This is a genomic window from Curtobacterium sp. NPDC089991, assembly GCF_044748425.1.
GTDB lineage: Bacteria > Actinomycetota > Actinomycetes > Actinomycetales > Microbacteriaceae > Curtobacterium.
In genome coordinates this window covers 62,661-73,596 of the sequence record NZ_JBIVGB010000007.1, presented here as the reverse complement: position 1 = coordinate 73,596, position 10,936 = coordinate 62,661, and the positions used below count along the sequence as shown (strand labels likewise).

The following is a 10,936-nucleotide window of genomic DNA, read 5'->3' as shown; positions in this document are numbered from 1 at the left end:
TGTATGAGGCGTGACCATGAACAGGTCCCGTGCGCGCGGGGTTGTGGAGAACTCGGGGCCTCGATCTGGGAGGATGAGCACCGTCATGCAGTCCGTTGCCCAGGCCGTCGAACGACTCGACGCACTCGCCACCACCGAGCCCGTCGACCTCCTCGCTCGGGCCTTCGCCGACGCCGGACACGAGCTGGCCCTGGTCGGTGGACCCGTGCGGGACGCTTTCCTCGGTCGTCCCGTCACCGACCTCGACTTCACGACGAGTGCGCGTCCGGACGAGATCCTGGCGATCGTGGAGCCGATCGCGAGCACCACGTGGGACGTCGGCCGCCAGTTCGGCACCATCGCCGCTCTGGTCCGCGGCGAGCAGGTCGAGATCACCACCTACCGCAGCGACGTGTACGACGGCGAGACCCGCAAGCCCGAGGTGGCGTTCGGTGACACCATCGAGGACGACCTGCTCCGCCGCGACTTCACCGTCAACGCGATGGCGCTCCGGCTGCCCGCTCGGGAGCTCGTCGACGTGCACGGCGGTGTCGAGGACCTGCTGGCCGCCCGCCTCCGCACCCCGCAGGCCGCCGTGGTGTCGTTCCGCGACGACCCGCTCCGGATGATGCGGGCTGCGCGGTTCACGTCGCAGCTCGGGTTCACCGTCGACGACGACGTCCGTGCCGCCATGCAGGACCTCGTCGACTCCATCGACATCGTGTCCGCCGAGCGGGTGCGCGACGAACTCGTCAAGCTGCTCGGCACGGGCGACCCCGTGCCGGGCATCCGCCTGCTCGTGGACACCGGGCTGGCGCAGCGGTTCCTGCCCGAGCTGCCCGAGATGCAGCTCGAGATCGACGAGCACCACCACCACAAGGACGTCTACGAGCACTCCCTGACCGTGCTCGAACAGGCGATCGGCTACGAGGCCGAGCGGCACGCGGGCGACCCCCCGGACACCGTGCTGCGGCTCGCGGCGCTGCTGCACGACATCGGCAAGCCCGCCACCCGCAAGCTCGAGCCGGGCGGCGCCGTCAGCTTCCACCACCACGACCTGGTCGGCTCGAAGCTCGCGAAGAAGCGGCTCCGGGCCCTGCGCTTCGACAACGACACCATCGCCGCGGTGTCCCGCCTGATCGAGCTGCACCTGCGGTTCTTCGGGTACACCGACGGTGCCTGGACCGACTCGGCCGTCCGGCGCTACGTCCGCGACGCCGGCCCGCAGCTCGAACGGCTGCACGAGCTCACCCGCTCGGACGTCACCACGCGGAACCGTCGCAAGGCCGATCGCCTGGCGTTCGCGTACGACGACCTCGAGGAGCGGATCCGCGTCCTGGCCGACCAAGAGGAACTGGACTCGATCCGGCCCGACCTGACCGGCGACGACATCATGCGGATCCTCGACATCCCGCCGGGGCGTGCCGTGGGCGAGGCCTACCGCTTCCTGCTCGAGGCGCGGATGGACGACGGGCCGCTCGGCGCCGACGCTGCCGAGGCGCGCCTGCGCGACTGGTGGGCCGCCCGGGACGCGACCGCCTGACGGACGCGACGGTTCTCCACAGACCGGTGGCGCGCCTCCAGGCCGTCGGGTAGTCTGTGCAGGTTGCCCGGCGCGTGTCTGCGTGCCGTGGCACATGCATCAACCCTCCTGCCCCGGGAACTGCCCGGGGCCGCTGAGACCAGAGGAGGTGGGTTCCGCATGCACCAGTACGAACTGATGGCGATCCTCGACCCCGAGATCGATGAGCGCACCGTCGCTCCCAGCCTGGACAAGTTCCTCGCTGTCATCCGCAACGACGGTGGCACCGTCGACAACGTGGACGTCTGGGGCCGTCGCCGGCTCGCTTACGAGATCGCCAAGAAGTCCGAGGGCATCTACGCCGTCGTCGACTTCACGTCCTCGCCCGAGGCCGCCAAGGAGCTCGACCGTCAGCTCGGTCTCTCCGAGGCCGTGCTCCGCACGAAGGTCCTCCGCGCCGAAGAGGGCATCGCGCAGGTCGCCGCCCAGAAGCAGCGCGACGAGGCACGCGCAGCCCGCAAGGCTGCCAACGCCTCCGCAACCGCGACCGCGAGCGCCGAGTAACCCGTGGCCGGCGAAACCGTCATCACGGTGGTGGGCAACCTCACCGCGGACCCCGAGCTGCGGTACACGCAGAACGGGCTCGCAGTGGCGAACTTCACCATCGCCTCCACGCCTCGCACGTTCGACCGTCAGGCGAACGAGTGGAAGGACGGCGACGCGCTGTTCCTCCGCGCGAGTGTGTGGCGGGAGTTCGCCGAGCACGTGGCGGGGTCGTTGACGAAGGGCTCGCGCGTCATCGCGCAGGGTCGTCTGCGTCAGCGTTCCTACCAGGACCGTGAGGGTCAGCAGCGCACGAGCATCGAGCTCGAGGTCGACGAGATCGGCCCGTCGCTCCGGTACGCGACCGCACAGATCACCCGCGCAGCGGGTGGCGGCGGCGGTCGTGGCCAGGTCGGCGGCGGCAACGGCGGCGGCGGTCAGCAGGGCGGCGGCAACGGCGGCTGGAACAACAACGGTGGCGGCAACGCCCCCGCTGGTGGCCAGTCGGACGAGCCGTGGTCCCCGCAGGGTGGCCAGCAGGGCGGCGGCAACGCACAGTCGAACGACGTGTGGAGCACCCCCGGCGGCAACTTCGACGACGAGACCCCGTTCTGATCCTCCTGGTTCCGACGGACACACAACTTTTCTTCTAAGGACAAATCACTATGGCTGGAAAGAGCACCGGCGACCGCCGGAAGCCTCGCGGCAAGGGCGGCAAGAACGCCGCTCCCGCGAAGTCGATCAAGGTCGGCGTCATCGACTACAAGGACGTTGCGACCCTTCGCAAGTTCATCTCGGAGCGTGGGAAGATCCGCGCCCGTCGCATCACCGGCGTCTCCGTCCAGGAGCAGCGCCTCATCGCCCGTGCCGTGAAGAACGCCCGTGAGATGGCGCTTCTCCCCTACGCCGGCTCCGGCCGCTGATCGGAGGTCGACACATGTCGAAGCTCATCCTCACCCACGAGGTCTCCGGCCTCGGTTCCGCTGGTGACGTCGTCGACGTCAAGAACGGCTACGCCCGCAACTACCTCATCCCCCAGGGCTTCGCTGTCGCGTGGTCCAAGGGCGGCGAGAAGCAGGTCGAGTCGATCCGTGCCGCGCGCACCGCGCGTGAGCTCGCCACCATCGAAGAGGCACAGGACCTCAAGATGAAGCTCGAGAACGCGACCATCTCCCTGGCGGTCAAGGCCGGCAAGGACGGTCGTCTGTTCGGCTCCGTCCGTCCGGGCGACGTCGCTGACGCCGTCCAGGCGCAGGGCGTCGGCTCGCTCGACAAGCGCAAGGTCGAGGTCCCGGCGACCATCAAGACCGTCGGTGACCACGAGGCCACCGTGCGTCTGCGCGAGGACATCACTGCCGTGATCTCGCTCAAGGTCGTCGCTGCCAAGTAGCACTGACGTTCCGCTCCACGACGGGCGGGTCTCCTTCGGGAGGCCCGCCCGTCGTTGCGTTGGCGAGTGCTCCGCGTGGTGCGTGGCGCGGGGCGCGGGGCGCGGGGCGTGCGTGCTTTCACTTGGTGAGCAGAAAAGGTCGGGTCCCGATCCCCCACTCGACATCTTCTGCTCACCATCAACGCACGGTCGTCCAGAACGGCCGGGAGGCCCGGCTCGGCTTGCACGGGCGGGTTCGGCTTGGCTGGCTGGTTACCTCTCAGGCCCGGCCCGGCTTGCTGGGAACGGCCCGAGAACACTTCCCACAGGAGGGGTGCTTGTCAAGTCGTTTTACACAGCAGAAACGTGTCAAATCGGAACCTTCAAGGCGTACTTGAACCCCACTTTTCCACACATGGTGTGAACCGGAAAACCCCAGGTCAAGTGGTCGAAAGTGTGTTCCCATGGCTCTGTTTCCACAGGCTCGTCCACAGTTCTCCACACAGCATTCCGGCGTGTTCCGCAATCCCTCCACAGAGTTATCCACAGGGACGTTTGTTGGGGATAACTCTGCGGCCGTAGCTTGGCCGAGCGACTCGGGGATGTCGGTCGCTGGGGGTAGAAAGTCGTTGCAGGTGTCGGACCACCGTGTCCAGCCCTGCGTCGTTCAACAGAGGAGAGAGTGTGTCGATCGCGCATCTTGAGCCCGCACCGCAGGAGTACGCGGAGCGCGGCATGGAACGCACCCCGCCGCACGACCTGTTGGCCGAACAGTCGACCATCGGCGGCATGCTCCTGTCGAAGGACGCCGTCGCCGACGTCATCGAGACCGCTCGTGGCGTGGACTTCTACGTCCCCAAGCACGAGGTCATCTTCGACGCGATCCTGTCGCTCTACTCGCACGGCGAGCCCACCGACGTCATCGCGGTCACCGACGAGCTGACCAAGACCGGTCTGCTCTCCCGCGGTGGCGGCGCCGAGTACCTGCACAGCGTGACGAGCATGGTGCCGACCGCGGCCAACGCGGGGTACTACGCCGGGATCGTCGCCGAGAAGGCCGTGCTCCGTCGCCTCGTCGACGCCGGTACCCGCATCGTGCAGATGGGCTACGCCTCCGAAGGCGAGGTCACCGACCTCGTCAACAGCGCGCAGGCCGAGGTCTACAACGTCGCTGGTGGCGTGCAGACCGAGGACTACGTCCCCCTGACCGACGCCATCTCCGCCGCCCTCGACGAGATCGAGGCCGCCAAGGGCCGTGACGGCCAGATGACCGGCGTGCCGACCGGGTTCGCGCAGCTCGACGGCCTGACGAACGGCTTCCACCCCGGACAGCTGATCATCGTCGCCGCTCGACCCGCCCTCGGTAAGTCGACGCTCGCGCTCGACCTGTGCCGCGCCGCCGCGATCAAGCACGACCAGACCGCCGCGTTCTTCTCGCTCGAGATGGGTCGCGCCGAGATTGCCATGCGTCTGCTGTCCGCCGAGACCAGCGTGCCGCTGCAGAACATGCGCAAGGGCACCGTCGACTCCCGCGACTGGACCACCATCGCGCAGACCCGCGGGCGCATCAACGACGCCCCGTTCTTCATCGACGACTCCCCCAACATGACGCTGGTCGAGATCCGCGCCAAGTGCCGTCGACTCAAGCAGCAGCACAACCTCAAGCTCGTCGTCATCGACTACCTGCAGCTGATGACCTCGGGCAAGAAGGTCGAGAGCCGCCAGCAAGAGGTCTCCGAGTTCTCGCGTGCGCTGAAGCTGATGGCGAAGGAGCTCCAGGTCCCCGTCATCGCGCTGTCCCAGCTGAACCGTGGCCCCGAGCAGCGTGCCGACAAGAAGCCGGCGATCTCCGACCTGCGTGAGTCCGGCTCGATCGAGCAGGACGCCGACATGGTCATCCTGCTGCACCGCGAGTCGGCGTACGAGAAGGACAACCCGCGGCAGGGAGAGGCTGACCTGATCGTGGCGAAGCACCGTAACGGGCCGACGGACACCATCACCGTGGCATTCCACGGGATGTTCTCGCGGTTCGTGGACATGCCGCAGTAAGGCGGGTGCCGCCCGCCAGCTGACAAGAGTGCCAGCCAGTGCAAGTAAGGACGGTCTGATGTCTCCTCGCAGCTACAACATCACCCTCGCCGTCCTCGGCGTGGCCAGCCTCTTGCTCGTCCCGTTCCTCGCGCAAGGGATGCTGCCGGCAACCGTCGGCACGGTTGCCCTCGTCGCGGTCGTCGTCTGGGTGCTCTACGGCGTCGTGAACTCCAAGTTCACGCAGCGCTCCAGCCACAAGTAGGCGCGTCGCACCACAGAACGACCCTCAGCCGGTTGGCCGAGGGTCGTTCTGCTGTGGACCGGGGTGCTGGGGCGAACCCATCCCACGCTGAGAGTTCACCGCCGACTTGGCCACATGGCCAAGTACGGCGTTACGGTCGGACCATGACCCTCCAGCAAGAGCACCGCAGCGTCGAGGAACGGCGCGAGCAGCTCGTCGACGCCGCGATCGCCGTCCTGCGCGACGGCGGCATCAGCGCCGTGACCACCCGCGCGGTCACCGCCCGCGCCGGTCTGCCGCACGGCGCCTTCCACTACTGCTTCGCATCGAAGGCGCCGCTCTTCCGTGCCGTGCTCGAACGCCAGCTCCGCACGGCCATGGCGGTCGCGTTCGCACCGCCGGTCACGCGGCTCGACCTGGAGGCCCGGATCGCCTCCGGCCTGTCGGCCCACCTCGCGCAGACGCGCGACGACCCAGCGACCGCACTCGCCGTCGTCGAGCTGGTCACCTACTCGCGACGCGACCCCGACCTGCAGGACCTCGCCGCCTGGGAGCAGCACGCGTACCTCGATGCGGTCCGCGAGCAGGTCGACGAGTGGACCGCGGAGGACGGCATCCGCTGGGCAGTGCCGGTCGAGCACGTCGTCCGGCTGCTCATCGCGACGGCCGACGGCATCAGCTCGACGTGGCTCGCCGACCGGGACGACAGAGCCGCACAGGCCACCGTCCGGGTCGCGGCACGGGCGATCGCGGCCCTGGCGGACGGGACCGGCGCATGAGGTGGCTGTTCCTCGGGACTGCGATCGTCGCCGAGGTCACTGGAGCGCTCTCGATGCAGGCTGCCGTCGACCAGCCCGGGTGGTACGCGCTCGTCGCCGTGGGCTACGTCGCCGCGTTCGCGATGCTGATCCTGGTGCTCCGCGCGGGGATGGCGGTCGGGGTCGCCTACGGCATCTGGGGAGCCTCCGGCGTCGCCCTGACCGCCGTGCTCGCGGCCGTGCTGTTCGGGCAGGCACTCACGCTCACCATGGTCGTCGGCATCGCGCTCATCGCTGCCGGGGTGCTGCTGGTCGAGATCGGTTCGCAGCGAGCGCTCGCCGCACGGAAGCGCCAGACGCCAGAGCGCGAGGCGTTCTGATGGCGTGGGTTCTGCTCGCCGTCGCGATCGTCTCCGAGGTCGGTGCCACGATCAGCCTCAAGCTCGCCACCGACGGCAAGAAGCTGTTCTTCGTGCCGGTCGTCCTGGGGTACCTCGTCGCCTTCAGCCTGCTCGCCATGGCCCTGACGCTCGGCCTGCCGATCGGTGTCGCCTACGGGATCTGGGCCGCGACCGGTGTTGCACTGACGGCGATCCTGGGGCGGGTGCTGTTCCGCGAACCGTTGACGTTGCTCATGCTGGGCGGCATCGCGCTGATCATCGCCGGGGTGTTCCTGGTCGAGCTCGGACACTGACCGGGGGCTGCGTCGAAACCGAACCTGCGCCAGAATCGCACCATGACCGACAACCGTGACGACCAGCCGCGTGTGATCGCCGTGAGCCGGGACGACGTCCATCGGTTCAGCAAGCCCGTGGTCGACGAGGTCACCTTGGTCGAGGGCTGGGGCATCGAGGGCGACGCCCACGCCGGGACGACCGTCCAGCACCGGTCTCGAGTCGCGCGTGACCCGTCCCAGCCGAACCTGCGGCAGGTGCACCTGCTCCACGCCGAGGTGTTCGACGAGGTCGCCGACGCCGGGTACCACCTCGAGCCGGGCCAGATGGGCGAGAACGTCACGACCCGCGGTGTCGACCTGCTCAGCCTGCCCACCGGCACGGTGCTGCACCTCGGCGACGAGGCGTGCGTCCGGGTGACGGGCCTGCGGAACCCGTGCCAGCAGATCAACGGGTTCGAACCGGGTCTGTTGCGTGAGGTGCTCGGGCGGGACGAGGACGGTGCGGTGGTGCGGAAGGGCGGCGTGATGAGCGTCGTCGTGACCGGCGGTGTCGTCCGGACGGGTGACCGCATCCGGGTCGAGCTCCCCGCCGGCGAGCAGCAGGCGCTCCAGCCGGTCTGACGAGCGCCTACTCCCCCGCCGCCGCGGCCTGCTGGTACAGACTCGTCGCCAGGTCGTTGAGCACCTCGTGCAGCTCGCCGCCGTGCGCGCCGTCGACCGCCCGGAGCATGGCGGCGTAGCGCTGCCGGTAGTCCGCGACGACGTCGTCGCCACTCGGCAGCAGCCGCAGCAACGACCCACGACGGTCGTTCGGGTTCGGCGCGCGCTCGAGGAGTCCGGCGGTGCTCATCCGGTCGATCATGTTCGTCACCGCGCCCGAGGTCAGGCCGAGGTAGCCGGCGACCTCCGTCGGCGTGGAGTACCCGGTGTCGCTGATGAGCACGAGTGCTCGCAGGGCGTTCTCGTGCACCCCGGCTCGGGCACTGAGCTGGTTCACCAGGCTCGCGTTCGCGCGCACGACAGCGGTGAACGCGGCCATCAGGTCGGCGGCGTCGTCATCGGGTGCGGCGGGGGTCACGGGGGGAATCCTTCCATGTCGGGAACCCGGGGGACAGGAGCGTCCCCCGCACTGGGGTAGGTGTGCGAGTGGCTAACTTGGTCAAGCGATGACTATCTTAATGATTGAAGCAAATCCGCCCGAGTGACTTGCTTCCCCCAACCACTGCGAACCACCGAACCGATGAGGTACACCGTGTCCACCAAGCTCCGCACCTCCGCGCTGAAGCGGATCCGTTTCGCCCCCGTGGCGCTCCTCGCCGGCATCTTCGCCGCCGTGCTCCTCTCCCTCTCGCTCACCGGCACCCTGTCCGGGTTCGCGGCGAGCATCACGAACAGCAGCAACACCGCCGCCAGCGGCACGCTGATCATGCAGGAGCAGAACGCCGGCGCGACCGTCACCTGCCTCAGCACCGACGGCGGCTCGGTCTCGACGAACTCCGCGACCTGCTCGACGATCAACAAGTTCGGCGGCAGCACGACGATGACGCCGGGCAACACGGTCAACACGGCGATCTCGATCAAGAACACCGGCACCGCTGCCGCGAGCACCTTCACCCTGACGCCGGGCAGCACGTGCACCCAGTCGAACAACGGCTCCTCGAACGGAACCGCGACCGACCTCTGCGCCAAGATGAACCTCGTCATCACCTCGGGCTCGACCACGGTCTTCAGTGGCACGCTCGCCAGCTTCAAGGGCGCCGCAGCGTCGGCCTTCACGATGCCCGCAGCTCCGGCCGCCGGTGCGTCGACGCCGTTCAACTTCGCGGTGACCCTCGACTCCTCGGCGGGCAACACGTACCAGGGCCTCGCAGCCTCGGTCCCCATGACCTGGACGTTCACGGCCTGATCCCGCTCCGGGCCGGCTCCCCCAGCCGTCCCGGGACGTCCCGTGACCCCAGACCGGCGACGCTCGACCGACCCCCTCCGGCCGAGCGTCGCCACCCCCGTTCCACCACGCGCAGTAGCCGAACCCCACCGAGCCGCAGGAGCACGACATGAGCCAGACCGCAGCGATCCCGCTCAGCGGCACGCTCGACCGTCCGGTCCTCCGCGGTCGCGCGGTCACCCGCTCCGAGACCGTCCTCGCCTGGTTGCTCGCCCTGGTCGCCGCCCTGCTGCTCACCGCCGCGGTGCTGTTCCTGTCCGCCGGTGGCCGCTGGTTCGTCGTCGAGACGCCCTCGATGGGTGAAGCAGCCCCGGTGGGGACCCTCGTGCTCGACCTGCCGGTCGACGTCACGACCCTGCGCGTCGGCGACGTCGTCTCGTTCGAGACCTCCGCCAACCCCGACGTCGTCTACACGCACCGCATCATCGCGATCGACGCCGACGGCGGCCTGCACACCCGCGGCGACGTGAACGGCGCGGTCGACCCGTGGACGCTGTCGCAGGCCGACGTGATCGGCACCCCGGCGCTCCTGGTCCCGCACCTCGGCTGGCTGTTCCGCGCCGCCCCGATCCTGCTCATCGGCACGTTGCTGATCCTGACCCTGACCAGTGCCTTCACCGACCGGGTCACCCGCACGTGCCTGCGGATCGCCGGCTCCGCCCTGACGGTCTCGTACGCCGCGTTCGTGCTCAAGCCGTTCGTCAACGTGACGACCATCACGAACACCTCGAGCCCGACGGGCGTCGAGGCCACCGTCATCTCGTCCGGCATCTTCCCGGTGCGCGTCGACGCCCACGGCGGCAACACCGTGCACCTGGTCGACGGTGAGGTCGGCCGCGTGGTCATCCACGAACTCACGAAGAACGGGCACTACCAGCTGACCTCGAACATCGACCTCGACCCGCTCGGGTGGGTGGCGCTGATCGCCATGTGCCTGGTGCCGCTCGTGGCCTGCCTGGCCGTCGGCCGCGTCGAGGCGGTGCGTCCCTCGTGATCCTCCGTCGCCTGCGTGACGGCCGCGTCGTCGCCCTCCTGCTCGTGGTCGCCCTGGCTGTCGTCGTCCTGCTGAACCAGTTCGCGCCGACGCGCTCCGCCTACAGCGCCACCGTCCGGAACGACACGAACACCGCCGCGACCGCCCCGTACTTCACCTGCACGGGCGCCGTCGGAGCCGACACCGCGAACGCCCTGTTCGCGTACCGGCTCACCGAGTCGACGAACGCGAAGACCGCCACGGACTGGTCGGGCCGCGGCGTGAACGGCACCTACCAGGGCGCGATGACGGCGGTCACGCCCGACCCGAACGCCTGCCCGCGCGACACCGGCAGTGCCTACGTGCTGAACGGCTCCACGAGCTACGTCTCCACCTCGCGCTCGTACGCCAACCCGACCACCTTCAGCGAGGAGGTCTGGTTCAAGACGACGGTCGCCGGTGGACAGCTCATCGGCTTCGGCAGCAGCCAGACCGGCGGGTCCGGGCAGCACGACCGGAAGCTCTACCTGAACACGAGCGGACAGCTCGTGTTCGGCGCCTACAGCGGCACGACCCAGGTCGTCTCGTCGCCGAAGGCCTACACCGACGGCGCATGGCACCACGCCGTGACGACGATGTCACCGGCCAACGGCATGCGCCTGTACGTCGACGGCACGCTGGTCGCGTCGAACGCGGCGTACAAGACGCCGGAGAACTACACCGGCTGGTTCCGGATCGGCTACGACACCATCGGCGGATGGCCGGGTTCGCCCGCCAACGCCTACTTCACCGGGTCCATGCGGTACGCGGCCGTCTACGGGACGGAACTGTCCGCCGCCCAGGTCGCCGCCCACGCAGCAGCCGGTCGCTGACGCGCCGCAGACCGGACGGGAGGCCCG

At 69.0% G+C, this 10,936-nt stretch carries 15 protein-coding genes; 14 read left to right on the top strand and 1 reads right to left on the bottom strand.

The features are described from left to right. Window positions 1–85 precede the first annotated feature (85 nt). The 11 genes from ACIPV1_RS17440 to ACIPV1_RS17390 all read left to right on the top strand — a co-directional run bounded on the left by ACIPV1_RS17440 (window position 86) and on the right by ACIPV1_RS17390 (window position 7,740). On the top strand, window positions 86–1,522 hold the full coding sequence (locus tag ACIPV1_RS17440; protein WP_123937113.1) for a CCA tRNA nucleotidyltransferase: 1,437 nt from the start codon (window positions 86–88) through the stop codon (window positions 1,520–1,522). 159 nt (window positions 1,523–1,681) lie between these two features. Next, window positions 1,682–2,065 carry a 30S ribosomal protein S6 gene (gene rpsF / locus ACIPV1_RS17435; protein ID WP_111083667.1) on the top strand — a complete coding sequence of 128 codons (384 nt, stop codon included), beginning with the start codon at window positions 1,682–1,684 and terminating at the stop codon, window positions 2,063–2,065. 3 nt (window positions 2,066–2,068) lie between these two features. Beyond that, the gene (locus tag ACIPV1_RS17430) at window positions 2,069–2,659 is read left to right on the top strand and encodes a single-stranded DNA-binding protein (RefSeq protein WP_402726922.1); all 591 of its coding nucleotides are present in this window, start codon (window positions 2,069–2,071) and stop codon (window positions 2,657–2,659) included. A gap of 50 nt (window positions 2,660–2,709) precedes the next feature. Continuing rightward, on the top strand, window positions 2,710–2,967 hold the full coding sequence (gene rpsR, locus ACIPV1_RS17425) for a 30S ribosomal protein S18 (protein WP_017887834.1): 258 nt from the start codon (window positions 2,710–2,712) through the stop codon (window positions 2,965–2,967). 14 nt (window positions 2,968–2,981) lie between these two features. Next, window positions 2,982–3,434: a 50S ribosomal protein L9 gene (gene rplI, locus ACIPV1_RS17420; RefSeq protein WP_111083665.1), complete on the top strand. Its 453-nt coding sequence runs from the start codon at window positions 2,982–2,984 to the stop codon at window positions 3,432–3,434. Window positions 3,435–4,097: 663 nt separating this feature from the next. Further along, on the top strand, window positions 4,098–5,462 hold the full coding sequence (gene dnaB, locus ACIPV1_RS17415; protein ID WP_111083664.1) for a replicative DNA helicase: 1,365 nt from the start codon (window positions 4,098–4,100) through the stop codon (window positions 5,460–5,462). A 58-nt stretch (window positions 5,463–5,520) separates the two neighbouring features. Continuing rightward, window positions 5,521–5,706, top strand: a complete 186-nt coding sequence (locus ACIPV1_RS17410) for a hypothetical protein (RefSeq protein ID WP_402726921.1) — start codon at window positions 5,521–5,523, stop codon at window positions 5,704–5,706. A 143-nt stretch (window positions 5,707–5,849) separates the two neighbouring features. Continuing rightward, the gene (locus ACIPV1_RS17405) at window positions 5,850–6,464 is read left to right on the top strand and encodes a TetR/AcrR family transcriptional regulator (protein ID WP_131877911.1); all 615 of its coding nucleotides are present in this window, start codon (window positions 5,850–5,852) and stop codon (window positions 6,462–6,464) included. After that, a complete protein-coding gene (locus tag ACIPV1_RS17400) occupies window positions 6,461–6,823 on the top strand; it encodes a DMT family transporter (protein WP_402726920.1) in 363 nt (120 codons plus the stop codon). The genes ACIPV1_RS17405 and ACIPV1_RS17400 overlap by 4 nt, the downstream gene beginning before the upstream one ends. Then, window positions 6,823–7,137, top strand: a complete 315-nt coding sequence (locus ACIPV1_RS17395) for a multidrug efflux SMR transporter (protein ID WP_123937108.1) — start codon at window positions 6,823–6,825, stop codon at window positions 7,135–7,137. Before ACIPV1_RS17400 ends, ACIPV1_RS17395 begins: the two co-directional genes overlap by 1 nt. 42 nt (window positions 7,138–7,179) lie before the next feature. Beyond that, window positions 7,180–7,740 (top strand): MOSC domain-containing protein, encoded by a 561-nt coding sequence (locus ACIPV1_RS17390; RefSeq protein WP_123937107.1) that lies wholly within the window; start codon window positions 7,180–7,182, stop codon window positions 7,738–7,740. 7 nt (window positions 7,741–7,747) lie between these two features. On the opposite strand, the gene ACIPV1_RS17385 is transcribed toward ACIPV1_RS17390, so the two are convergent. Then, entirely contained in the window at window positions 7,748–8,197 is a 450-nt protein-coding gene (locus ACIPV1_RS17385) for a MarR family winged helix-turn-helix transcriptional regulator (protein WP_185040719.1), read from the bottom strand. Between the two features lie 174 nt (window positions 8,198–8,371). Between ACIPV1_RS17385 and ACIPV1_RS17380 the strand changes: the two genes are divergently transcribed. The 3 genes from ACIPV1_RS17380 (at window position 8,372) to ACIPV1_RS17370 (ending at window position 10,909) form a co-directional block, all read left to right on the top strand. Next, window positions 8,372–9,025, top strand: a complete 654-nt coding sequence (locus ACIPV1_RS17380; RefSeq protein ID WP_123293393.1) for a hypothetical protein — start codon at window positions 8,372–8,374, stop codon at window positions 9,023–9,025. Between the two features lie 148 nt (window positions 9,026–9,173). Further along, entirely contained in the window at window positions 9,174–10,058 is an 885-nt protein-coding gene (locus tag ACIPV1_RS17375; RefSeq protein WP_123292956.1) for a S26 family signal peptidase, read from the top strand. Then, complete coding sequence (locus ACIPV1_RS17370) at window positions 10,055–10,909, top strand: LamG domain-containing protein (RefSeq protein WP_402726919.1); 855 nt, start codon at window positions 10,055–10,057, stop codon at window positions 10,907–10,909. The genes ACIPV1_RS17375 and ACIPV1_RS17370 overlap by 4 nt, the downstream gene beginning before the upstream one ends. Window positions 10,910–10,936 lie beyond the last annotated feature (27 nt).